Origin of the sequence: Kribbella sp. NPDC000426, assembly GCF_040300265.1 — a bacterium.
Lineage (GTDB): Bacteria > Actinomycetota > Actinomycetes > Propionibacteriales > Kribbellaceae > Kribbella.
The window spans coordinates 165,667-189,809 of record NZ_JBEPDK010000007.1 but is presented as its reverse complement, the minus strand read 5'-3'; the positions used below and the strand labels follow the sequence as shown (position 1 = coordinate 189,809).

The window sequence follows — 24,143 nt, the reverse complement described above, 5'->3', positions numbered from 1 at the left end:
TCAGGTCGTTGAACGTGCCATTAGTGTCTGACCACGTCTTACGACTGCCATGGAGGCTGTCCATGTTCGAGCGCTTCGGTGACCTGCCGCTGCACGTGCTCGTGATCCATCTGACGGTCGTGCTGCTGCCGGTGGCCGCGCTGACCCTGATCGCGTTCGCCGTCGTGCCGAAGTGGCGCCGGGTGTTGCGCTGGCCGGCGCTGGTACTCGGCGTCGGGGTGGTGGTGTGCGCCTACGTGGCCAAGAAGAGCGGCCAGGCGTTCGTGGAGGCGGTGCCGACGCTGTCGAAGGCGATCCAGCTGCACGAGAAGCGTGGCAACCTGCTGTTCTGGTACGCCCTGATCTTCACTGTCGTTGCCGTCGCGGCCTTCCTCCTGCTGGCCGGTGTGAAGGGTGACCAGGCAACGAACAGCCGTCCGCTGGAGCTGGTGACCCAGGCAGCCGTGGTCGTGATCGCGGTGCTCGTCATCTGGCAGACCGTGCGGACCGGTGACGCCGGCGCCCGGGCGGTCTGGGGAGGCCAGCTGCCGCCTAAGTAGGCTCCGGGGCCTCTCGGAGGTCGCGGCCTTCGCGAGACGCCAGCAGACGCCGGAACGAGTCCACCCGGGCCGGATCGGCACGGCCCTCGCGGATTGCCTCGTCGAGCGCGCAGTCCGGTGCGTCGGCGGTGTGCGTGCAGCCACGGGGGCAGTCCTGGGTGATCTCCTCCAGGTCTGGGAACGCATGGATCAGACGGTCCGGATCCACATGTGCCAGCCCGAACGACCGGATACCCGGGGTGTCGATCAGCCAGCCGCCGTCAGGGAGCCGCAGTACGACGGTGTTCGTCGACGTGTGCCGCCCGCGGCCGGTGACCTCGTTGACGATGCCGGTCGCCCTGTCCGCGCCAGGAATGACGCCGTTGACCAGAGTGGACTTGCCGACACCGGAGTGGCCGACCAGGACGCTGGTCCGGTCGTGCAGCTGCTCGCGGAGCTCGGTCAGGTCGCCGCCCTGGTGCGTGGCGACGGACTCGACGCCGAGCGGGCGGTAGATCGACAGCAGCGGGTCCGGGTCGGCCAGGTCGGTTTTGGTGAGACAGAGCAGCGGTCGCATACCTGCGTCGTACGCGGCGACCAGGAAGCGGTCGATCAGACCGGTCCGGGGCTCTGGGTTGGCTACCGCGACGACGATGACCAGCTGGTCCGCGTTCGCGACCAGTGGGCGCTCGACCGGGTCGTCGTCATCGGCGGAGCGGCGCAGCAGCGTCGTACGGGGGAGTACTTCGACGATCCGGGCCAGCGTGCCTTGGTCGCCGGTGGCGTTGCCGTCCAGCTTGACCCGGTCGCCGACGATCACGCCGGTGCGGCCGAGCTGGCGGGCCTTCATCGCGGTGACCTCGCGGTCCCCGACCCAGCAGGTGTAGCGACCGCGGTCGCGGGTGATCACGATGCCTTCGGCGGCGTCGTCGTACGAGGGGCGGTCCTTGGTCCGCGGCCGGGTCCGGCGCTTGGGCCGGTCGTACTTGGCCTCCTCGTCGTACCGCGACATCAGCCCGCGAGCCCTGACCACATGTCGGGGAACTCGGGCAAAGTCTTTGCGGTGGTGGCGATGTTCTCGATCTCCAGGCCGTCGACGAGCAGCCCGAGGACGGCGGCGGCGTGCGCCATCCGGTGGTCGTCGTAGGTGTGGAAAAGCCCGCCGTGCAAGGTCTTCGGGCGGATCGCCAGGCCGTCCTCGAGCTGGGTCACGTCGCCGCCGAGCGCGTTGAGCTCGGCCTCGAGCGCCGCCAGCCGGTCGGTCTCGTGGTTGCGCAGGTGCGCGATACCCCGCAGGTACGACGGTCCGTCGGCGAAGGCGGTGACCGCCGCGATCACCGGAGTCAGCTCGCCGACCTCGCTCAGATCGAGGTCGACACCCGGGATCCGGCCTGTGCCACGAACGGTCAGGCCGTCCGCCGACCGGGTCACCTCCGCGCCGAGACGGGTGAAGAGGTCGGGCAGCTGACCGCCCGGCTGCGTGGTCTGCGTCGGCCAGCCGGTCACGGTCACCGTGCCGCCGGTGACGACGGCCGCCGCCAGGAACGGCGCCGCGTTCGACAGGTCCGGCTCGATCGCGGTGTCCAGCGCCCGAATGGGGCCAGGGGCAACGACCCAGCGGTTCGGTTCGGCGTCGTCGACCTGGACGCCGCGCTCGCGCAGCATCCCGACCGACATGTCCAGATGCGGCTGGGACGGCACCGGCTTCCCGTCGTGCCGGATGTCGACGCCCTCGTCGTACCGCGCGCCGGCCAGCAGCAGTGCGGACACGAACTGGCTCGACCCGGACGCGTCCAGCGTCACCTTCCCGCCCCGCACCGAGCCGGTGCCCGACACCGTGTACGGCATCCGCCCGGTGCCGCCGTCCTCGATCTGTACGCCGAGGGTCCGCAGCGCGCCGAGGATCACGCCCATCGGCCGCTCCCGGGCGTACTCGTCGCCGTCGAAGGCAACCACACCGTCGGCCAGCGCGGCGACCGGCGGCACGAACCGCATCACGGTGCCTGCCAGACCGCAGTCGACGCTGGCCGGACCCTTGAGCGAACCGGGCGTGACGGTGACCGTCGTACCGCTGTCGGTGATGCCGACGCCGAGCGAGACCAGCGCGGACCGCATCAGCGCGGTGTCACGAGCGGCCAGCAGCCCGGTCAGGTGCGACGGCCCATCGGCGAGCGCAGCAAGGATGAGGGCACGGTTACTGATCGACTTCGACCCGGGAACCGTGACCGTCCCGGTCACAGCACCTTCGGCCCGCGGCGCCGGCCATCCCTGCTCGCCCATCCCACTCCCTAAGTTCGTCATCCCGCCCTGAGCCTAGGCCATCCCTCGCTCTCAGCAGCCTGAGCGTCTCGGGAGTCCAATTCGTTACGTCACGAATGTAACGCTCCGTGTTCCAGCCCCGATAGGAGCACCGGGTGGGTCCACCACCGGTCTAGGCCGGGGTGGGCAGATCGGTAGTACTTCACAAGGGGGGATTTCCAGATGTCGCAGCAGTACCCGCAAGGCCCGAACCAGACGCAGTACCCGGGTCAGCAGCCTCAGCAGCCGGCCCAGGTCGTCTACGTCGAGCGGAAGAAGACGCACAAGTTCCGCAACTTCGTGGTCCTTCCCTTCGTCGGCCTGATCGCCTTGATCATCGTCATCTCGGTGGCTTCGAGCGGCGGCGGCTCCGACCCGGCCGCCTCGAGCAAGCCCGGCTCCGCCCTGGCCCGCAACGAGCCGCGTCCGGTCCAGGTCGGCAAGGCGTTCACCATCGGCAAGCACCAACTCGACGCCGGGTGGAAGTTGAAGTTCACCGAGTACATCGGCACCAGCGTCACGGGCACGGTGACGAACGTCAGCAAGTCCACCAGCACCGCGATCTTCTCGATCAAGTTCCTCAAGGGGAACCAGGTCGTCGGGAACATGCAGTGCACCAGCAACGAGCTGGAGGCGGGTCAGCAGGAGGCGGTGGAGTGCCTGAACACCGTCGACGGTGCCGCGAACCTGCTCCGGTCGGGTGCGTACGACAAGGTGACAGCTGAAGCCACCTTCTGACAGTAGGGCGGGCGCTGGCGTTGGTTGCCAGAGGCATCTACCGGGTTCGAGTCCCGGCGTCCGGCGAACCGGTCCTGGGGGCCGGGCATCCACGGAGGGAAAGCAACATGCGTAAGTACATCGGTGCCGCCCGTGCGGCAGTCCTGGGGGTCGCAGCGGTTGCGACGGTCGTGAGCCTGAGCGGTGGTGCCGCGGCGGCCCCGACGGCCTACGCACCGCTGCCGCTGCCCGCGAACTCGGTCGGCGCCACGCAGATCCAGACCGGCGCGGTGGACAGCTACAAGATCAAGGACAAGTCGATCGGCGGCTGGGACGTCCTGGACAACACCCTGCCGTGGTCGAAGATGGGCTCGGACTTCCGGGCCAACATCAACAAGACGATCAGTACCGCGACCGTCGCGAAGTCCACGGCCGACTCGGCGACGGCCAAGGCGAACGCCGCCGACTCCAAGGCCACCGAGGCCCTGACGAAGATCGACAGCCTGCCGCAGTCGCCGTCGTACCTGAAGAACTGGGGCGAGATCTTCCGGAACACGGTCGGCAACGCCCGCGCCGAGCTGGGCCAGTCCTCGTCCGGCGAGGGTCTGAACTTCAACGTCCCGTCCGCCGCGGACGCGATCACGTGGGGCAACGAGGCCGACTTCGCGGGTAAGGCGTTCTCGCTCACCAAGGTCGGGTACGAGGTGTTCCAGACCGGCGAGAACAGCGCGATCGCGGGCAACATGCCGTCGATCAAGTTCGAGATCGCCAACCCGACCGACGCGGCGACCTACACCACGCTGGTCTACTCGCCGGACAACTCGGCCTCGAACGCCTGGACGAAGATCGACGCGGCGGCCGACAGCGGTAAGCACTGGGGCTTCACCGGCTCCTGGTTCAACGCCGACCCGTCGCGTTGCGGCCTGAACGGCGCTCGCTGCACCCTGGACGACGCACTGGCCGTCCTGGGCTCCAACGCCAAGTTCATCTCGGCCGGCGTCGGCAAGGGCCGCGACAACGCCTGGCACGGCGCGATCCGCTCGCTGACCATCAACGACACCACCTACGAGTTCACCGCCGGTGGCGTCCAGAAGGGCTGATCGCCCAGCTGTAGAGAGTGGCCCAGGTAACCCCTGGGCCACTCTTCAGGAGAGTTCGGCCTTGGCCAGCTTGGCGGCCTGCTTGGCCTCGTGGGCGAGTTGTTTGGCTTCGCGTTTGGCGGCCTTTGCTCCGCGCTTGGTTTCGCGCTTCGCCGCCTTCGCGCCGTGGGTGGCCCGCCAGGCGACGCCCGGCTTGCCCTCGGTGTCGACCGCGGCGAGCAGGAGACCGCCCAGGATGCCCAGGTTCTTCATGAACTGGATGCGCTGCTGGTTGCGGACGGTCTTGTCCTTCTCCAGCCAGAACGGGTGGCCGGCGAGCGTCGTCGGCACCAGCGAGGCCGCCAGCAGCGACGCTCCGAGGCGACGGCCCTTGCCGGTCGCCAGTGCGAGACCGCCGAGCACGTGGACCGCGCCGTTCAGCCGGACCAGGTTGGCGGTCGTGTCAGGGAGCCGGTCGCTGACCTGCGGCGGCGCGACCCGCTTCACCATCGGCACCAGCCGGTCCGTGACCGGCTGCGCCTTCGGTACCAGCGGCTCGGGGTTGCGGATCGCGTTCGCGCCTTGCGCGACGAAAATGACGGACAGCAACGGCCTGGCCAGTGCGCGCACGACAGTCATCGTTTCCTCCCGAGGAATTCCGGTCGTTTGGGGAAAGTCTGGAGCGCTCTGGCACGCTCCGAAAACTGTCGGTGACGCATGGCAGGGTTCCTTTCGTGTCCAGGTTCCGTCTCGCGCCTACTCCGGAGCAGGAGGCTGGTCTCTTCAGGCTGTGCGAACATGCGCGGTTCGTGTGGAACCTCGCCTTGGAGCAGTGGTCGATGTGGCGACCGGGCCGTGCCGCGGCGCCTGGGTATGGCGCGCAGTCTGCGCAGCTGACCGCGGCCCGCGCCGAGACCGAGTGGTTGCGGGCCGGGTCGCAGACTGTCCAGCAGCAGGCACTGCGGGACTTTCAGCAGGCCGTCAGCAACTTCTACAACGGCACGCACCGTCGCCCGACCTGGCGCCGAGCTGGGCGGCACGAAGGGTTCCGCATTGTCGGTCGCCAGGCGCAGCGCGTGGAGCGACTGTCGCGAAAGTGGGGCCGGGCTCTCGTGCCGAAGGTGGGATGGGTCCGGTTCCGGCTGTCGCGGGCATTGCCCAACGCAAAGTCGTACCGGGTCGCTCGGGATCGCGCCGGGCGCTGGCACCTCGCCTTCGCTGTGATCCCGGACCACATTGAGGTGCACGGGACCGGTGTGGTCGGGATCGACCGCGGTGTCGTGGTGTCGGCGGCGTTGTCGACAGGTGAGCTCCTGAAGGCTCCGGGGCTCAGTAGCACCGAGCGGGCGCGGTTGTTGCGACTGCAACGCCGACTCGCCCGCGCACAACGTGGGTCGCACCGTCGGGCGAATCTGCGGGCTGCCATCGCCAAGCTCAAGGCCCGGGAAGTGGATCGGCGACAGAACTGGACAGAGCAGACCTCTACGGATCTGGCGCGCAGGTTCGACGTGCTGGGTGTCGAGGACCTCCGCATCACGCAGATGGCCCGGTCTGCCAGAGGCACCATCCAGAAGCCCGGCCGGAATGTGCGGCAGAAGGCGGGTCTGAACCGGGGCATTATGGCCAACGCTTGGGGCATGCTCGTACGACGCCTGGAGCAAAAGGCGCCGGGAAGGGTCGTGAAAATCAACCCTGCCTATACCAGTCAAACGTGTTCGCGGTGTGGAACTGTGGATCGGGAGGCGCGCGAGAGCCAAGCCGTCTTCCGGTGCCGATCCTGCGGTTACGCCGCGAATGCTGACGTGAATGCGGCACGCAACATCGCAGTACGCACTATTGCGGCCGGACGGGCCGTGACAGCACGCAGAGACCTCGGTGTTAGCCGGTCTGCGAAGCGTGAACCGCAACTCGCTGCCTCCGTGTAGCACGGTTGGAATCCCGGTAGTCTCCAAGGCCGGGAGGACGTCAAGCCTCCTTCATACACCACGGTTTGTGCGACTTCCGGTACCCACCGCTGATGCGGATGGTCAGATCGGGCAGCCGTCCGGGCCGCACGCGGCGTCACCGTCGGTTGTCGCGCCCGGGGCGGTGATGAGGGTCACGGGCTTCCGGTCGGCGCTCGCCCGGCGCAGTGCTTCCTGGAACACCTCCACAGGCTGGGCACCGCTCACGCCGTACTTCTCGTCGATGACGAAGAACGGTACGCCGTTCGCGCCGTACGCCAGGGCCTGTGCCTGGTCCGCGGCGACGTCGTCGGTGTACGTCGTACTCGCGAGCACCTCACGCACCTGCTCCGTGGGCAGACCGGCCTCCGTGGCCAGCTCTGTCAGCGTGGCGTGGTCACCGACCGGGAGGCCGTCGGTGAAGTACGCCTTGAGCAGGCGCTCCTTGAGGCGACCCTGGGTCTCGGCGGGCACCTCACCGGCCTCTTCGAGGTCGCGAGCGAGGTGGAGCAACCGGTGCGCGTCGACGGTGTTGGCCGGCTTCGCCTGGTCGAGGTGGTACTCCAGACCGACCTCTGCGGCGATCCCGGTGACGTGGGCGTTGGCCTGTAGGGCCCAGTCGCGGCCGCGGCCGTACTTCTCGCCCAGCCGGGTGGCCAGGTCCCGCGGGTCGTCGTTCGTCGACGAGGGGTCGAGCTGGAAGCTGTGCCAGACCACAGTCGCGGTCTCGCCACTGGAGGCCAGCGCCTCCTCGAGCCGACGCTTCCCGATGTAGCACCACGGGCAGACGACGTCGGACCACACATCAATACGCATATCTGTCGGCAACTGACCACTGTGTGGACCTATTCCCAACCAGGCACTGGTGTGACGCGTCTGACGCCCTATGGACGACGAACTCGTGCGGACCCTCTTGAAAGAGCAGCACCCGGACCTGGCCGACCTGGAGCTGAAGGAGGTCGTCGGCGGCTGGGGGAACCAGATGTGGCGCCTCGGCGAGGACCTGGCCGTCCGGATGCCCCGCGACCACGGATCGCCCGCGTCGCTTCGCAAGGAGCACCAGTGGATGCCTGAGCTGGCCGCTCGCCTCCCGCTACCGGTGCCTGCCCCGGTCCGCCTCTGCGAACCGTCGGACCGCTTCCCCAACCCGTGGCTGATCACCACCTGGGTCCACGGAACACCTGCAGAGCACGCACCGGTCACCGATCCGGCCGCGGCCGACGTACTCGCCGACTTCCTGCTTGCACTCCACGTCGAGGCGCCGACGGATGCACCGGCCAGCGACCGGTGCGATCTGCCGCCGGGCCTGGGCTTCCCGGAGGTCCAGGAGTACGTCGGGCGCCGTGACGAGCTCAGGGCGGTCTGGGAGGACGCCGCGACGGCCCCCGCGTGGGACGGCCCCCGACTGTGGCTGCACGGCGACCTGCACCCGGCCAACGTGGTCGTTGCCGATGGCACGCTTGCCGGTGTGGTGGACTTCGAGGAGATAGGCACCGGCGACCCGGCCACCGACCTGGCGGCTGCCTGGATCCTGCTCCCGGACGGTGCTGCCGACCGGTTCTTCGAGCGCTACCCGGCCGACGAGGCGACGGTACGACGGGCGCGCGGGTGGGCCGTCATGCGCGCGCTGTTCCTGATCGCGATGGGCATCAACGGCGAGAAAGGCATCCCCGGCGGTAAGACCCACTGGGGACCGGCCGGACGGGCAGCCCTCGCACGCCTGCTGTAATACGGGGAATTTCCGGCGAAGGGCTGAGGGTGCGCGATGAGTTGGCGGGGCAGCTGTCACAGCTGCGCGACCTGACCGGACGGAGCCTGCGTGACCTCGCCCGCGACATCGGCGCCAGCAGTTCTTCGCTCTCGCGGTACTTCTCCGGGCAGGCTGTGCCGCCCTGGCCGACCGTCGTGGCGCTCTGTAAGGCCGCCGGTCGCGATCCGCGACCGCTGCGCGAGCCGTGGGAGCGTGCCAAGGACGGACCGCTGACGGCTTCTCCTGCGCCTGTGCGCAATGACCTTCCGCACGACGTCACAGCCTTCACCGGACGCGGAGCCGAGCTGTCCGCACTACTGGATGCTGCCCGGACCACGTCGGTTGTGGCGATCGACGGAATGGGCGGAGTGGGCAAGTCCGCGCTCGCAGTACACGCTGCGCACCTGCTGACCACGCAGTTCCCCGACGGGCAGTTCTACCTGGACCTGCACGGCTTCACTCCGGGAAGAGAGCGTGTGGAACCGGCCGAGGCGCTGCGTGTGCTGCTGTCGGCACTGGCGTTGCCGCCGGGCCGGATCCCTGAAGGGCTTGCGGAGCGGGCCGCGCTGTGGCGTTCTGAGCTCGCAACCCGGCGCGCGATCGTACTGCTGGACAACGCCGCAGACGCCGACCATGTACGCGACCTGCTGCCCGGTGCAGGTCAGATCTTCGTTGTCATCACCAGCCGGCGCCGCATGGTGCAGCTGGACGGCGTACAGCCGATCTCGCTCGACGTGCTGCCCAGCGAGGACGCGGCGCAGTTGTTCGTCGAGTCCGCGGGCGGATCGCGGCCTGGCGACGTCAACGAAGTACTGCGTCGTTGCGGGAACCTGCCGCTCGCCATCCGGGTCGCGGCAGCGCGACTCCGGCACCGGCCCGCGTGGACGCTTCACACCCTGGTGGAGCGGCTCCGCGAGGGCGACCTGGCAGTGTCGGACGTCTTCGAGATGTCACTGCGACAGCTGGACCCGGCCCAGCGACGCATGTTCCGTCTGCTTGGCCTGGTCCCCGGCGAGGACATCGACGCGTACGCCGCGGCCGCGCTGGCGGGCATCCCGCTGGCCAACGCCCGCTCGTTGCTCGAAGACCTGGTCGACGTCCATCTGGTCCAGGAGCCGGCCGCGGGGCGCTACCGGATGCATGACTTGCTCCGGCAGGCTGCCCGCGCCGACGACCCGACTGCCGACCCAGGACCGGCGATCGCCCGGCTGGCCGACTATTACCTGAGCTGCATGCTGACTGTGAAGAAGCGGATCCAGATCCTGATCCCGCTCCCGGTCACCGTGCTGCACCCGCCGTCCGCGCTGCCCGAGCTCGCCGACCAGGACATGGCCATCGGCTGGCTCGATACCGAGTGGGACAACCTCACGGCGACGTTTGCGCTCACCGTGCAGTTGGGGATCGACGCGGCGTCGGTGGGGCTCGGACAGCTCGCCACGATGGCTCATGCGCGACGTGGCGGTTCGGTGCAGCTGCGCGAAGGTCTCGAAGTCACCTTGCCCGCTGCCGAGCGGCTCGGTGACAGGCGCGTGCTCGCCTCGCACCGGTACCTGCTGGGCAGCTTGCTGTTGCGGATGGGCAGGCTGGACGACGCTATGACGGACCTCGAGACGGCCCGCGTGCTGATGGCTGCCGAAGGAGATGTCGTCGGCGAGGCCATGTCGCTGTTCCAGCAGGGCGAGGTCCGGGAGGAGCTCGCTGACGCTGCAGGCGCTGTGGAGCTGCTGGAGCGTGCTGTGTCCTTGGTGCCGCCGCACGAGTCCGCCGTACGCGACCGACTGCGCAGCAGCCTCAGCCATGCCCTGCTGAGCTTGGGCGACTACGCGGCTGCTCGTGAGGTCGCCGCTGACGTGCTGGAGATGACCAGGGAGACCGACCGTCAGACAGCCCGCGTGTGCCTGGAGGTGCTCGGCCAGGCCGCGCTGGGCCTGGGAGACGCGCAGAGCGCGCTTGACCTCGCCGAACAGGCCGTCGCACTCAACCAGGTCACCCATCACGCGTTCTTCGAGGCGATCAGCCTCGCCGACGTAGCTGTGGCGCTACTTCACCTCGGTCGCGCGGAGGAGGCAGCGGCGAGGCACGCTGAGGCGGTCGCGATCCTCGAGCTGGCCGGTGAGCCGGATCGGCTCGCCCGCGTCCATCTGCCGTACGCCGAGGCCTGTCTGGCCACCGGCGATCGGGACACCGCTGCCCTGCACTTCCAGGAGGCGCTGGAACTCGCCACTGCTCACGGCCTCGACTATCTGGTGCCAGACGCGCGTTCGGGTTTGTCCCGCGTCTCTTGAGGTGTCCCGTCCCGTCCCGGGACAGCTGTTCGAGAGAGCAAAGGCGCAGGTCAGACCATGTTCCGCCGTCCCGGTGGGGCCAGCACAGGTGGTCCCGGCACGTTCGCCTCGGCCAGGCTCTGGGCCATGGACAAGACGCCGTCGCTCCTCGCCGAACTCGATGCGCTGCCCACGCTGTGGGAAGTGCAAGGCACAGTGCCTGCACCAGTAGCCGCGGTTGCCGAGTTGCTGCTCGCGGTCGGCGAGGGACGGGTCGGCGACGACAACCTGCTGGTGCTGGCCAGAGCGTCGGCGGCCCGGCAGGGCGCGATGACCGTCGTCGGTACTGCGGGCCGGTACCGCGCCGAGCTGGCGGGACAGGTCGAGCCGGTGGAGATCTACGTGGACCACGCCAGGCTCGCAGTACAGAGCTGGTACGCCGGAGTGCACACCGCCACCGGCGTACCCGACGGCACTCTGGTCAGCCACCGCGTCCACCGGGTGCTGACCGACCACCCCGGGTTCGCGCCAGGTATCGCCGAGCTCGGTCTGCGGTCCCGGATGGCCCGTGATCTGGCGCAGGTCCTGGCTGTGATCGCCGACCGCCTGGGCTGCTGACAGGCAGGCCGCCCGTGTCAGAGGCCGTGTCAGCACGGCGACGGCCCGGTGTCAGGGCAGTCTTCGAAGCTAGTCCCAGTCGAACAACTCAAACGAATCCGAAAGGCACGACAATGTCTACTTTCAACACCCCCGAGCCGATCTCCGCAGTCCTCGACATCCCCGCCGGCCCGATCCGGATCGTCGCCGGCGCCGCCGCCGAGACCTCGGTCGAGGTCGTCCCCGCGGACCCGTCGAAGAGCCGCGACGTCAAGGCTGCCGAGTCGGCTCAGGTCGGGTACGACGCCGGCGTGCTGCGGGTCGAGATCCCGGCCAAGAACCAGTACTTCGGTCCGTCCGGATCCGTGGCCGTCACCGTCCAGCTGCCGGCCGGTTCCCAGGTCGAGGTCAAGGTCGCCAGCTCCGAGCTCCGGTCGACCGGACGGCTCGGCGACGTGGCGATCAACAGCGCGCACGGCTCGATCGACCTCGAGGACGTCGCGAGCGCCCGCCTCACCCTGACCGCCGGTGACGTCTCGATCGGCCGCCTCAACGGGCCTGCGGAGATTCGCACCAGCAAGGGCGACATCCGGATCGCCGAGGCCGCCGCCGGCGCGCTCGAACTGCGCACCGACGTCGGCGAGATCGAGGTCGGCGCCGCCGCCGGCGTCTCGGCCTCGCTGAACGCCGGTACCACCACCGGCCGGATCGACAACGCACTCAAGAACGCCGAGGGCAGCGGCGCGCAGCTCACCATCCGCGCGACCACCACCGTCGGCAACATCGTCGCCCGAAGCCTCTGAGCTTTCATTTCTCGATCGAAGGAGCACACCACGATGTCCACCTCCAACGGCTTCACCGAAGCGGGTCTGCGCCGGCTGCACGACGTACTCGCCCGGCACGTCGACTCCGGGAAGATCCCCGGCCTCGTCGCCCTGGTCAGCCGCGGCGACGGTGAGCCGCACGTCGAGACGCTCGGGACCATGCGCCACCAGCCGGAAGGTGGCGGCGCGCCGATGCAGCGCGACACCATCTTCCGGATGGCGTCGACGTCCAAGCCGGTCTCGATCTCGGCCGCGATGGTGCTGCTCGACGAATGCCGGCTGCGGCTCGACGACCCGGTCGAGCCGTGGCTGCCCGAGCTCGCCGACCGGCAGGTGCTGACCCGGATCGACAGCCCGGTGGACGACACCGTGCCGGCGAAGCGGCCGATCACGGTCCGGGACGTGCTCACCTCGACGTTCGGGCTCGGCATGGACATGACGATGATCGGTACGCCGATCATGGCCGCCCTGTTCGAGCAGGGCATCACGCCGAACGGGCCGGTGCCGATGCCCGAGCCGGACGAATGGATGCGCCGGCTCGGCACGCTTCCGCTGATGTACCAGCCCGGCGAGCGCTGGCAGTACCAGATCAGCAGCGACCTCGTCGGCGTCCTGGTCTCCAGAGTCACCGGTCAGTCGTACGACGAGTTCCTGCGCGAGCGGATCTTCGAGCCGCTCGGGATGAAGGACACCGGGTTCTGGGTACCGGGCGACCAGATCGACCGCCTGCCCCCGCTGTACGCGCCGGACCCGGCGACCGGCGAGTTCCAGGTGTGGGACGAGGCGGAGGGCGGCCGGCACAGCGCTCCGCCGGCGTTCCAGGGCGGTGGCGGCGGGCTGAACTCCACCGCTGACGACTACCACGCGTACTTCCGGATGCTGCTCAACCACGGCGTGCACAACGGCGAGCAGATCCTGTCCAAGCCTGCAGTGGAGCTGATGACCAGCAACAGCCTCACCCCCGAGGTGCTGGCTGCACGCGAGACGCTGGCCCGGGACAACGTGCACATCTCGTTCGGCCAGGGACAGCAGGGCGGCTGGGGCTATGGGATGGCAGTCCGCACCTACCGAGGCGACTACGCACCGATCGGTCAGTTCGGCTGGGACGGCGGCGCCGGGACGTCGACGTACGCCGACCCGGTCAACCAGGTCGTCGGCATCCTGCTCACCCAGGTCGGTACGACGGTGCCGTCCGCGGTGCAGCTCGCGGGCGACTTCTGGACCACGCTGTACCAGGCCATCTAGCAGCAACCGGCCGGACCGCTGAGCGGTCCGGCCGGCGGCTGTTTCAGCGGGCTGCCTGCTCGATGACGCGGGCGACCGTGCTCGAGTGGGACAGTGCGACCAGGTGCGACGCACCGGGCACCTCCACGATCGTGGCGTGCGCGCGCTGGGCCATGAAGCGCTCCGCGGCCGGTGCGATCGCGTGGTCGCCGGTCGGGATCACGGCGTACTTCGGAAGCCCGGCGGGTGCCGTCGACTCGATCTTCTCGTCGAAGGCCGCTGCGTTGATCGGCCGCTGCGACGCCCCGAGTACTGCGGCCTGCCGCGCCGGCAGGTCGGCCGAGAACACCTCGTGGAACGACTCCGGCTTCACCACCAGGTCCACACCGCCCGGGTAGGCGATCGTGCTGGTCGTGTCCGGCCCGAGCTCACTCCCCGGGTACTTCGCGTTCAGCGCCCCGATCGTCTCACCGGCCTGCGGGATGAACGCCGCGACGTACACCAGCGACTTCACGCCGCTCGTCCCGGCCAGCTCGCTGACCAGTGCACCGCCGTACGAGTGCCCGACGAGCACCTTCGGACCGGGGATCGAGTTCAGCACACCCTGCAGGTACGTCGTGTCCGAGGCGGGCCCACGCAGCGGCACGGCGGGCGCGACGACGGTGTACCCGTCGCGCTGGAGCCGGGCGGTGACGTCGGACCAGCTCGCCGCATCGGCGAACGCGCCGTGCAGCAGAACGATGGTCGGCTTCGGCTTGTGCTCGGTCTGGGCGCTCGCGGTCGTGACGCCGGCCAGCGTGACAACCGCCGCGGCGGCGACTGCGACCAGGTGACGGAGTTTCATTTCCAGGTTCCCTTCGTGGTTGCTTGGTTGAAGGAAACCGCTGAACGCCTATCCGCCGGATCGAGCGAACAGGTGAACCTGCCGGCACCGGATCACGCGGTCGGCGCCGCCGGTGCACCCGAATCTCATGCGTTCGGGGGAGGGCCGAACCGCTCCAGCACCAGACGGGTCAGCTGGACCCGCGAGTTGACCCCCAGCTTGCCGAACACCGCCCGCAGGTGCGTCCCGACCGTGCTGGCCGACAGCACCAGCTCCTCGGCCGCAGACCGGTTCGTGTGTCCCTCGGACACCAGCAGTGCGACCCGGCGCTCCATCGGAGTGAGCGCCTCCCACCCCTCCTGCGCTCGCGGCGGTACGGCGGCCCATCGTCGTCGGCGTACTCCGGCTGCCTGCAGTACCGCCTGGATCCGCCCGGCCGGCGCGGTCGCGCCCAGAGCGGTCAGACTGTCCAGCGCTCGCTCCAGCGCCGGGACACCGGTCTGGCGATCACCGGCCGCCAGCGCGGCTCGGCCGAGGCGTTCTTCGGCCAGGGCGAGCAGCAGGGGTCGGTTCGCAGTACGTACCACTTCAACAGCCTCCAGCAATTCAGTGACATCGTTGCCCGCAGCCACGACCGCGAGTGCGCCGCGGCTCGCTGCGGACGGACTGAGCCGTGCCAATTCGGCTGCGGCATCGGCCTGCAGCAACAGCGTGATCCGGTCGGGGAAGTCATGCCGGGTGACAGCCAGGCGACGGACGGCTTTCGTATCGCCGTCTGCGATCGCCAGCAAGGTGGTGATGGTCGGGTCGCCCCCGGCCAGCTTCCTGGCCTGGGTCAGGTGACCGCGGGCCAGTGCGATGAGGGCGAGCACCTGGTCCGCTGCCGGAGCCAGGCTCCGGTCGTGCAACTGGTCCATCCAGCGCAGACCGGAGTTGGCGGCGCTCTCCGCCTCCTGCAGGTTGCCGGCGGCGTACTCGAGGCGCGCTCGGAGCACTGCGAGCTGCGGCGCCCACCAGGACTCACCTGCTGTCATCAGCTCGCGGACTCGCTCCAGAGCAGCTGGTAACTCGTCGGTCTCGGCCCGGCAGTAGAGCTCACCGACCTCAATCAGCGTGTCGGGCAAGCTCCCGAGACCAGTCTCGGGAGCTTGCCGTGCGGCGGCGTACAGGTCGCGGGCGTCGGCGTACCTGCCCTCGGCACGCGCCCGCTCCGCAGCAGCCACCTGGAGAACCGCCTGCGCCACCGGGTCATCCGATGGCCCTGGGAGGTCTGCTCCAGCCAGTGCACGGTAGGCAGCGAGCCGCGGGTCGTCGCCGGCGAGCTCCTGTACGTCGAGACGCCGGCCGGCCCACTGGTACGGCGCGAAGAGCAGCCGGATCGTCGACCGTAGCTCAGGGGACACCGGGCCGAGGTACAGCGCCGTACCGCTGAGCAGGTCGTCGGCGAACGCCTTGGCCCGGTCGTACTGCCGTGCGGTGAGCAGGATGCTCACCACCTCCACACCGACCTCAGCACGCAGCGGATCGTCCACTCGGGTCAGGTCGAACGCGTCATGGATGATCTCCGCAGCGGTGGTCGCCATCGTCGCCAGCAGGTCGCGTGCGGCGTCGCGCAGGGTAGAGATGGCAGCCACATCACCGGACTGCGCGACCGCGAGGACATGCGGCGCCGCAGCAGCCGCACCGCGTCCCGCAGACATCAGCTGGTTCGCAATCGCGCCATGCAACGCCCGCTGAGCAGATGGCGGTACGTCGGCCAGTGCAGCCGACCGCAGCAGCTCATGGCGGAACCGCAGTACCGAACCGGCGTCCGTCAGCAGAGCGGCCTGGATCGCCTCCTCCAACGGCGCTGCTAGTCGTGCTACCGGGGCAGCCATCAGTACGGCGACGTCCTCGAGGCGGAACTCGCTGCCGAAGACAGCAGCGGTCCGGACCAGGTCACGGCTCAGCTCGGACAGACCGCTGGTCCGACGGCGTACACCTTCGATCAGACCTGCGGGAAGCGGGCCGGAGGCTGTGGCATCGCCCAGGTACAGTCCGGCGACCAGTTGCTCGGCGAGGAACGGGATGCCCTGCACACCGGCGAGCTGGACGGCGAGAGCTGGGTCGACCGAGTGATCCAGCCGGTCCGCGGCGAGGTCCTGGATGGCGTCCGCGGTGAGAGGCTGAAGCGGGAGGTGGTGGACCGGGACCTGGTCGCCGACCGCCTCGATCAGCTGGTCGGTCATGGTGCCCGGACGGCTGCCGAGCAGCCAGAGCAGCTTGGCGGCCGACAGACGGGCGATCGCGACCCGCAGTACGAAGGCAGTCAGCGGATCGGACCACTGGGCATCGTCCAGCACGATCAGCGTGCGGTTGCCGGCCAGTCGGCGCCCGATCAGGTCTGCGAGGCGCTCGGCCAGCCAGAGTGGCTGGGTGTTGAGGGACGCCAGCTCGAGGAAGTCCTCGGTGCCGATCAGCGGCTCCGCGCCGGCGCGCAGAGCAGGTGCGAGAGACGCGAGCGGGCTGATGTTGTCGTTCTGGTGTGCGGCCGCACTGGCGACCAGGAAGCCCTGCCGCTCAGCCTGCTCGACCGCGGCGGCCAGCAGCGCCGACTTGCCGATCCCGGGCTCACCACTGACGACGGCAAGCGAAGCGCGACCGTTGCCGGCCGAACGCAGCGCGTCCAGGAGCTGTCCGAGCTCCCGGGACCGTCCCCGCAGCGGTGCCACCGTGGATCAGCCGCAGCGACGGACAGCGAGAAGGGCGTAGACCCGGGCAGCATGGAGTACGTCGGCCAGCACCACGTGCTCGTCCGCGGCGTGGGCGTACCGAACATCGCCTGGCCCGTACTGCAGCGTCGGGATGCCCGTTGCGGCGTACAGCCGGAGGTCCGAGCCGTATGGCGCGCCCCGGACCTCGGGGGCCGGCGTACCCGTGTCGATCACAGTCTGCACGGTATCGGTGAGCAGCGGGTCACCATCCGGCAGGACCCCCGACGCGAACGCGCCACCGGGCCAGCTCACCTTCACCGGATGATCGCGCAGCCAGTCGTCCTCGATGCCGGCGATCGCGTCCTCGAACGCCTTGCGCGCCTCGTCGACCGGTTCGCCCAGGCGTACGCCGTACCTGCCCTCGGCGATCAGCCGGTCGGGCACGGTGCTCGCCCAGTCGCCGGCCGCCACCGTCCCGACGGACAGCGGGTTGGCGAGGTCGAGGTGCGCGAGCAGCGGATGCGGATCGGCGTTGCGCGCGGCCTCCAGCTTCTGCAGCGCGGTCTGGATCACGGTGAACTTCTCGATCGCGCTCACCCCGCGACTGCGCGTCGAGCCGTGCGTGGCCAGCCCCGGCACCTCCAGCCGGAACGTCAAGGAGCCGGCGTTGGCGGGGATCACCGCTCCCGCGGTCGGCTCCGCGATCAGGCACGCCTCGCCACGATGGCCTCGCCGCAGCGTCGCGAACGCGCCAAGCCCGCCGTCCTCCTCGCCGATCACCGTGTGCACGGCCAGCGGCTTGCGCAACTGGATGCCAGAGGCAACAATCGCGGCCATCGCGCCGAGGATCGCCGCGACACCGCCCTTCATGTCGCACGTCCCGCGCCCCCACATCACGCCGTCCTCGACGGACGCCTCGAACGCATCACCCGGGACCACGTCCACGTGCCCGTTGAAGATCAGCCCCGGCGTCCCTTCCCCGCCCAGTACGCCGACACAACCCCAGGCCTCGCCGCGCTCGACCTCCATCCCCGGGAACTCCGGGTCGGACGTCAACCCCTCCAGGTCCAACTGCCAGTGATCAACCGACGCCCCGAGCACCCCGAGGCGCTCCGCACACCACGCCTGTACGACGCCCTCGGCCGCGGTCCCGTCAACGCTCGGAATCTGCACCAGCTCGCGCAGCTCCGCAACGATCCGCTCGTCGTCGATCGCCGCCAGCACCGCCCGCTCGGCCTCACTCCTCATGCGGACATCATGCATCCAGCAGGTCGAGGACCCTCCGAGCGCCGTACTCGATCAGTTCGGCCGATCCCACCCGGTCATGGACGAACTCGGCGATGCTCACGTACGCCGCCCCGGCGCACAGCGCGACCGTCGCCCGTCCGCCGGCCCGCAGCGCCGCCTCCACGAACAGCTCGTCCACACCGGTCGCGGCGCCGTCCCGGGCCGCCGACGTCGCCAGCGAGATCAGGTCGTACGCACGAGAGCCTGCGCCGGCCGCTTCGATATCGACGATCCCGGTGACACGCCCGTCCTCGACGATCAGGTTGCCGAGGTTCAGATCGCCGTGGACGAAGTCGTCGTCCGGCAGGACCTCGTCGCGGTACGGCCGGCACAGCAGCTCGTAGCGGCGGAGCAGCTCGTCGGTCTCACCGCCGTACTTGCTGACGCGTTCCCAGACGCCGTCCCAGCCCTCCAGGACGACGCCGCGCGACCACGCCGACCAGCTGATCCCGTCCTCGGGCACCAGATCGCGTTGCAGCTCGCAGATCGCGATCAGCTCGCGGGCGAGCGCCTCGTCGACCATCGAGTAGTCGCGAACCGGCGTACCGGAGACGAACTCCTGCAGCTGGTACGGCGACCCGGCGGCCGTCGTACCCACGGTCAGCCAGGCAGGGGTCGGGTAACCGGCCGCGCGGGCGCGGCGGACGAGCTCGTCCGCCCGCCGTACCCGTGCTGCCCATCCGGGGTCGTCGGTCCACTTGAGCACGACGCCGCCGGTCAGCTCGAACGCACCCGACTGGAACCCACCGGTCAGTTGCCGCACCAGCTGATAATCGGTGCCTAGGGCAACATTCAGCTCGGCGACAACCGACTCGGTGGTGTCCACTACGGCGTCAACCTGTGCAGGTCGCGGGGGAACAGCGTGACCTCGCGGACGTTCTCCGCACCGGTCAGCCGCGCGACGAACCGCTCCAGCCCGATCGCGAACCCGCCGTGCGGCGGCATCCCGTGTTTGAACGCCTGCAGATACGAGCTGTACGCCGGTGCGTCTGCGGACTCACCCCGGGCCTCGAGCGCCGCGACGTACTCCGAGTACCGGTGCAGACGCTGCCCGCCGGTGACCAGCTCGACCCCGCGGAACAGCAGGTCGAACGAGTTCGACCAGCGCGGGTCCGACGGCTGCGGATGCGTGTAGAACGGCCGCTTCACCATCGGGTAGCCCTCGACCGCGACGAACTCGCTGCCGTGCTCGCGCCGCGCCCACTCGCCGATCGCCCGCTCGTCGGCCGGCGCCAGGTCCGGTTCGTCCGGGTCCGCGCCGGCGATCTTCAGCGCCTCGCTGAAGTGCACGACCGGTACGTCGACCGGGATCTCCGGCAGCTCGACCCCGAGCCGCTCCAACGCCCCGCCGGCCCGCTCGCCGACCGCAGCCAGCATGCCCGCGACGGTGGACCGCAGTACGGCGAGCACGTCACGGTGGTCGGTGATGAAGCCGAACTCCGCGTCCAGCGACACGTACTCCGCGAGGTGCCGGACCGTGTCGTGCGGCTCGGCCCGGAACACCGGACCGACCTCGAAGACCCGCTCGAACACCCCGACCATCTGCTGCTTGTAGAACTGCGGCGACTGCGCGAGGTACGCCGGTCCGCCGAAGTAGTCCAGCGCGAAGACGTTCGCGCCGGACTCGGTTGCCGTACCGACGATCTTCGGCGTCTGGATCTCCGTGAAGTCCTGACTGCTCAACGCCTCGCGGAACCCGTGCAGAGCCGCCGCGGCGATCTCCCACCCGGCCCGGACGACCGGATGCCGCAGAGCAACCGGCGCGTTGTCCAGTACGACGGGAAGTCCCGCGCCGACCGTCGGCCGCCACAGCTCGATCGGCGGTGTCGCGGCCGGTTCGGTCAACGGCTCGATCACCGGGTCGACGATCTCCGCGCCGCCGGGAGCCTGCGGGTTGGCGGCGACCGTGCCGGTCACCTGAACAACGGTCTCCTCGCTCAGCTCGTCCAACTGCTCCTGGGAACCCTTGACGACGATCTGGGCCAGGCCGGACCGGTCGCGCAGGATCAGGAAACTGACGGCTGCGAGCCGTCGTCTTCGGTGCACCCAGCCGGCCACCGTGACGGACTGGCCTACTGCTGAGGGGATCTCATGGCTGAGAATGCGCATTGCTGTTTCACCTCCAGGTCATTTCTCGAACCCCGGAGGTGTGGGCGAAGGGGAATCTCGCGGTGCCACCACACCTTCGCCGGATCGGACCGACCCGGCCTCTTGCTCAGCAGTCGCTCGGGAGTGTCTTCGCCACCGCTCCACGTGCCGCCTTCACAGCTACCGGCGACTCTCTCGGACGTGGTGTACGGCGCTACTCGGTTCCGTCAGCGCGAACAATTACAGAGTAAGGGATCGGGCAACCGCATTTTCACCAACAGCACTGTTCACCGGCGCGACGACGTCGGCGGGATCTGGACGCTGTCGGTGTCCTCGCGGCCGCCGAGCCGGGCGTGCACGGTGATCGCGTTGTTCGACCCGGTGCCGGGCAGCCACGCGTTCCACTCCGAGTTGAGCGGCTTCTTGTAGCTGTTCGTCCAGCAGGTCGCACGCCGGATGTCGCTGGTCCGGTCACAGGTCCAGCCGCTGGCCCACGACGGCAGGAACACCAGGTTGCGGCCCCAGGAGATGTCCAGGGTCACCTTCCGCCCGGTGGCGCCGTTGACCTGCAGGAACCGGTTGTAGACGAACGGGTTCGGGTCGGTCTGCGGCGTCGGCGTGAGGATCTGCAGCAGCGACTCGTCCTGCTGGACCGCCGGCAGCACCTCGGAGTCGGTGTCGCTGACCAGGTCCGCCGTCGCGGCCACGGTGAACGTGCGCGCAGCGGTCGACGAGTCATCGGGTACGTCGAAGTTCGCCGGCAGCTGGGCCGGTTTGTCCGGGTTCAGCGCCGTACACGTCTTGGTCTTCTGCGAGCAGGTCCAGCCGGCCGGGTTCGCGGCGATCGGCCACTCCAACGCCGAGCCGTAGCTGAGCTTCAGCGTCACCTTGGTCCGGTCGGTGCGCGGGGCAACGGTGATGATCCGGTGGTGGACGTCCGGGTCGGCTTTGCCGGCGACGATCTTCAGCAGGTTCTCGTCGGTGCTCGGCGCGGTCGTCAGCGTGCGCGACGCGTAGTCGTACAGCCGCCCGGTCTTGGCGTTCACCGTGAAGGTCCGGTCGTCGACGGATCCGCCGGTCGGGGCCGCGAACGTCACCGGGATCGGCTTGGGCTGCGCCGGGTCGGCCGCCGTACAGGTCTCGGTCGTCGCGCTGCAGGTCCACCCCGGCGGGTTGCCGTTGATCGGCCAGGCGAGCTCCGCGCCGTACTTGAAGGTGATCGTCACCGGGTTCGCGTTGCCGGCCGGAGGCTTGATCGTGATCACGAACCGGATCCCGCCGGCCGCGGACCCGGATGCCTCGACGGCCGGGCCGCGGTTCGCCGGCGCGACGGCCGGTGCGCCGCCGCCCGCCGGCATGGTGATCTCGACCATGCCGGGGTAGCGGATGGGCGTGGTCGGTGTCGGCGTCGTCGGTGTCGGAGTGGGCGTCGTCGGGACCGGAGTGGTGGCTGTCGGTGTCGGCGTCGGCTGCGTGGGCGCCGTGGTCGGCGCTGTCGTGGGCGCTGTCGTCGGAGCCGTCGTCGGGTTGGACGCCGGCGGCTTGGTCGACGGGGGTTTCACCGACGGCGGCACGACCGGCGGGACCGTCGGCTTCTGCCCGGGCGGCTGCGTCGGCTGCTGGGTCGGCGGCTTGTCGATCGCAGCCTGGGGCTTGTCGTTGCCGGTCAGCGCCATCGCCGCGAGCGCGGCGGCGATCGCGACGACCACGACCGCACCTCCGGCGACCGCAGTACGCGTGCTGTTCTCGGTGACCTTCTTCCAGCCGGTGACGACGAAGCCGACCAGTCCGACCTTCGCGCCGGACGCAGCGGCCAGGTAGCCGAGGCCCGCCGTACCCAGTAGGGCCGGGGCGAGCAGCGCCGGCAGAGCGCTGTTGACCTCGACGAGCTCGAGGTACACCGCGGTGCACTTCGAGCAGTCGTCCAGGTGCTCGCGGACGTTCCGGTTCTCGCGCTTGGTCAGGCCGCCGCGGACGTAGGCGCCGAGGCGCTCGGTCGTCCACCGGCAGCGGTCGCCGGCGACGTCGGCGAGGTGCTGCTGCAGGTACGCCTGGCGCAGACCCTCACGCGCCCGGTAGGCCAGCGCGGACACGCCGTTCGCGGTCAGGCCGAGCAGGGGAGCGATCGCGGCCGGCTTCTCGCCTTCGACCTCGGTGTGCCAGAGCACGGCCTGCCAGCGCTCGGGCAGGCTCGCGAACGCCTTCGCCGCCGCACCGCTCTCGAAGCCGGTGACCGTCGGGTCGTCGAACGTCTCCGGCTCCCGCTCGTACGACGCGATGTCGTCGGTGGACTGCACCTTCTTCCCGGAGCGGATCCGGTCGACGTGCACCCGCCGTACCGTCGTCAGCAGATAGGCGCGGAAAGAGATGTCCGGGCCGCCGCCGGCCCGGAGCGCGTCCAGCACCTTGGCAAACGCGTCGCTGGCCAGGTCGTCGGCGTCGTTGGCCGGGACGAGCTGGCGCGCCATCCGCTCGGCGGCGTGGTGATGCCGCGCGTAGAGCTCGCCGTACGCCTCCAGGTCGCCGTTGCGGACGCGCGCGATCAGTTCGGCGTCGCCGGCTACCTCCGGCTGGCCTGGCGGCGTGTCCATCGATCTCCCCGTGGGCTCATAACAACTCTGTGTGCGGCAACGTGACGATCCGTCACTTAGTTGCCGAGGACAAGGCTCCCACGAGAGACGAGATCGTGCACCCTTCCTGACGCGGAATCGTGCCTCTTGTCTGACGAGATCACCAGGGCCGAAGTTACGCCCGAAAAAACTTCTGCGAATCCGCGTCATGAACCGCGTCACGGTCTGTCTCTTCGGCGTACGACGCTTCCGGCCGACCGGTCGGGAGACTGACGGGGCTGTTTCGAGGAGGGCCATGTCGCTGTTCGCGGATCTCCGCAGACGGTTCGACCTGCGTCCGGCCAAGTCCCTGAACCTGGCGGGGTCGCCCGCCCGGACCCAGCCGGAGGCGTCGTCAAAAGACACGGGGGACTTCACGGGGGTGGAACCGTGCGGACGGAGGGAGCCGCACGGCACAGACGGCACCGACCACAGCGCCTACCTCGCAATCGCGGAGGCGCTGACGGACGGAGCCGACGTTGTGCCTGCATCGGACGAGGTCGGTCGTCAGCTGGCGACCGACGGAGTCTCGCTGGTGGAGGCACTTGATGGGCTGAGTGCGTTGTACCGCTCGATCGCCGGGGGCGAGCCGGCTTTCGAAGCGGTACGCGCACTCAGTTCCAGCTGGGCCGAAGCATCACTGGTCTACCTGCACTCGCTGTCCTGCGAGGACCCGCTCACCGGGCTGTCCAGCCTGGCGCACCTGCGGTCCCGGCTGGGAGAGCTCTATCGAGAGGCGGAGTTCCGTGGAACTTCCGTACCGCAAACCCATGCACTGGTGGTTGTCGAGCCGCTCAATCCCGCGGGTACGTCGCCGTTCGACCGCGAGCTCCGGCTCGTCGACGTCGCGGAATGCCTGCGGATCGTCTTCTGCGGCGGTGACGTACTGGGTCGCGTCGGCTCACGCCGCGCGGCGGCGCTCGTCGGCCGCGAGCCGAACCTGCCGGAGCAGGTCGCGACGGTACGAGCCCTGATCACCCAGTGGCGGCTGGACACCGACGTACCCCAGCTGGCCCGGATCTGGATCGAAGGTCTGCCCGGCAGCGACGAGATGGCCGGGAGGTTGCTCGACGAGCTCGCCAGACCCTGAGACCTGCGTCCGGGCGCCAACAGGGGGGCGGCCGGGCGCATCAGTCCGACGGTGGATCGCCTAACACGGGGTGGGCGATCCACCGTCGCTTGCCCGTACCCATCTACTCCCGCCGTACGCCGACCACCCCCGCGCACTACGCGCCCGCTCCGCCGGGGTGAGTGCCCCCCGCGTGCGGCGCGCCCGCTGCGTTCGTCGCTGTGCTCCTCACCCGCGTCCGCTTCGCGCGCTCCCACCCGCCCCCGGCTTATCGCCGTACGTGCCGGCTGCCGCCGGGTTCTTGCGGCTATCGCCGGGTTCTGCCGGCTGGCGCCGGGGTGAGTGCCCCCCGCGTGCTAC

At 69.6% G+C, this 24,143-nt stretch carries 20 protein-coding genes; 10 read left to right on the top strand and 10 right to left on the bottom strand.

From position 1 onward, the window contains the following. Positions 1-62: 62 nt before the first annotated feature. Positions 63-539 carry a DUF2231 domain-containing protein gene (locus tag ABT313_RS32500; protein ID WP_350861701.1) on the top strand — a complete coding sequence of 159 codons (477 nt, stop codon included), beginning with the start codon at positions 63-65 and terminating at the stop codon, positions 537-539. Here the strand turns inward: ABT313_RS32500 and rsgA are convergent. After that, positions 532-1,530 carry a ribosome small subunit-dependent GTPase A gene (rsgA, locus tag ABT313_RS32495; protein WP_350861699.1) on the bottom strand — a complete coding sequence of 333 codons (999 nt, stop codon included), beginning with the start codon at positions 1,528-1,530 and terminating at the stop codon, positions 532-534. The two genes, ABT313_RS32500 and rsgA, sit on opposite strands and share 8 nt — an antisense overlap. After that, positions 1,530-2,819, bottom strand: coding sequence for a 3-phosphoshikimate 1-carboxyvinyltransferase (gene aroA / locus ABT313_RS32490; protein WP_502884047.1), 1,290 nt, complete (start codon positions 2,817-2,819; stop codon positions 1,530-1,532). Before aroA ends, rsgA begins: the two co-directional genes overlap by 1 nt. A 180-nt stretch (positions 2,820-2,999) precedes the next feature. Between aroA and ABT313_RS32485 the strand changes: the two genes are divergently transcribed. Beyond that, positions 3,000-3,554, top strand: a complete 555-nt coding sequence (locus ABT313_RS32485; protein WP_350861698.1) for a hypothetical protein — start codon at positions 3,000-3,002, stop codon at positions 3,552-3,554. Positions 3,555-3,661: 107 nt separating this feature from the next. Continuing rightward, positions 3,662-4,633, top strand: coding sequence for a hypothetical protein (locus tag ABT313_RS32480; RefSeq protein ID WP_350861696.1), 972 nt, complete (start codon positions 3,662-3,664; stop codon positions 4,631-4,633). 45 nt (positions 4,634-4,678) lie between these two features. On the opposite strand, the gene ABT313_RS32475 is transcribed toward ABT313_RS32480, so the two are convergent. Further along, the gene (locus ABT313_RS32475) at positions 4,679-5,251 is read right to left on the bottom strand and encodes a DoxX family protein (RefSeq protein ID WP_350861694.1); all 573 of its coding nucleotides are present in this window, start codon (positions 5,249-5,251) and stop codon (positions 4,679-4,681) included. Between ABT313_RS32475 and ABT313_RS32470 the strand changes: the two genes are divergently transcribed. Then, positions 5,233-6,537, top strand: a complete 1,305-nt coding sequence (locus tag ABT313_RS32470) for an RNA-guided endonuclease InsQ/TnpB family protein (protein WP_350861692.1) — start codon at positions 5,233-5,235, stop codon at positions 6,535-6,537. The two genes, ABT313_RS32475 and ABT313_RS32470, sit on opposite strands and share 19 nt — an antisense overlap. A 102-nt stretch (positions 6,538-6,639) precedes the next feature. Here the strand turns inward: ABT313_RS32470 and ABT313_RS32465 are convergent, their stop codons facing one another. Beyond that, positions 6,640-7,371, bottom strand: coding sequence for a DsbA family oxidoreductase (locus tag ABT313_RS32465; protein ID WP_350861690.1), 732 nt, complete (start codon positions 7,369-7,371; stop codon positions 6,640-6,642). Positions 7,372-7,441: 70 nt separating this feature from the next. On the opposite strand from ABT313_RS32465, the gene ABT313_RS32460 reads away from it, so the two are divergent. The 5 genes from ABT313_RS32460 to ABT313_RS32440 all read left to right on the top strand — a co-directional run bounded on the left by ABT313_RS32460 (position 7,442) and on the right by ABT313_RS32440 (position 13,235). Next, entirely contained in the window at positions 7,442-8,284 is an 843-nt protein-coding gene (locus tag ABT313_RS32460; RefSeq protein ID WP_350861688.1) for an aminoglycoside phosphotransferase family protein, read from the top strand. A 29-nt stretch (positions 8,285-8,313) separates the two neighbouring features. Beyond that, positions 8,314-10,590: an ATP-binding protein gene (locus ABT313_RS32455; RefSeq protein WP_350861686.1), complete on the top strand. Its 2,277-nt coding sequence runs from the start codon at positions 8,314-8,316 to the stop codon at positions 10,588-10,590. 126 nt (positions 10,591-10,716) lie between these two features. After that, complete coding sequence (locus tag ABT313_RS32450; protein ID WP_350861684.1) at positions 10,717-11,187, top strand: hypothetical protein; 471 nt, start codon at positions 10,717-10,719, stop codon at positions 11,185-11,187. Positions 11,188-11,300: 113 nt separating this feature from the next. Further along, positions 11,301-11,969, top strand: a complete 669-nt coding sequence (locus tag ABT313_RS32445; RefSeq protein WP_350861682.1) for a DUF4097 family beta strand repeat-containing protein — start codon at positions 11,301-11,303, stop codon at positions 11,967-11,969. Between the two features lie 33 nt (positions 11,970-12,002). Next, positions 12,003-13,235: a serine hydrolase domain-containing protein gene (locus ABT313_RS32440; RefSeq protein WP_350861681.1), complete on the top strand. Its 1,233-nt coding sequence runs from the start codon at positions 12,003-12,005 to the stop codon at positions 13,233-13,235. A gap of 43 nt (positions 13,236-13,278) precedes the next feature. On the opposite strand, the gene ABT313_RS32435 is transcribed toward ABT313_RS32440, so the two are convergent. From ABT313_RS32435 to ABT313_RS32410, 6 genes are all read right to left on the bottom strand, one after another. Then, positions 13,279-14,058 carry an alpha/beta fold hydrolase gene (locus ABT313_RS32435; RefSeq protein WP_350861680.1) on the bottom strand — a complete coding sequence of 260 codons (780 nt, stop codon included), beginning with the start codon at positions 14,056-14,058 and terminating at the stop codon, positions 13,279-13,281. A 125-nt stretch (positions 14,059-14,183) separates the two neighbouring features. Continuing rightward, entirely contained in the window at positions 14,184-16,748 is a 2,565-nt protein-coding gene (locus tag ABT313_RS32430; protein WP_350861678.1) for an ATP-binding protein, read from the bottom strand. A gap of 6 nt (positions 16,749-16,754) precedes the next feature. Further along, positions 16,755-17,978, bottom strand: a complete 1,224-nt coding sequence (locus ABT313_RS32425) for a M20/M25/M40 family metallo-hydrolase (protein ID WP_350861676.1) — start codon at positions 17,976-17,978, stop codon at positions 16,755-16,757. Between the two features lie 7 nt (positions 17,979-17,985). Continuing rightward, positions 17,986-18,843 carry a phosphotransferase family protein gene (locus ABT313_RS32420; protein WP_350861674.1) on the bottom strand — a complete coding sequence of 286 codons (858 nt, stop codon included), beginning with the start codon at positions 18,841-18,843 and terminating at the stop codon, positions 17,986-17,988. Then, positions 18,843-20,126: an aspartate--tRNA(Asn) ligase gene (gene aspS / locus ABT313_RS32415; protein WP_350861672.1), complete on the bottom strand. Its 1,284-nt coding sequence runs from the start codon at positions 20,124-20,126 to the stop codon at positions 18,843-18,845. Before aspS ends, ABT313_RS32420 begins: the two co-directional genes overlap by 1 nt. A gap of 266 nt (positions 20,127-20,392) precedes the next feature. Next, positions 20,393-22,696, bottom strand: a complete 2,304-nt coding sequence (locus ABT313_RS32410) for a sigma-70 family RNA polymerase sigma factor (RefSeq protein ID WP_350861670.1) — start codon at positions 22,694-22,696, stop codon at positions 20,393-20,395. Between the two features lie 274 nt (positions 22,697-22,970). Here ABT313_RS32410 and ABT313_RS32405 point away from each other — a divergent pair, with 274 nt between their 5' ends. Beyond that, a complete protein-coding gene (locus tag ABT313_RS32405; RefSeq protein ID WP_350861668.1) occupies positions 22,971-23,804 on the top strand; it encodes a hypothetical protein in 834 nt (277 codons plus the stop codon). Positions 23,805-24,143 lie beyond the last annotated feature (339 nt).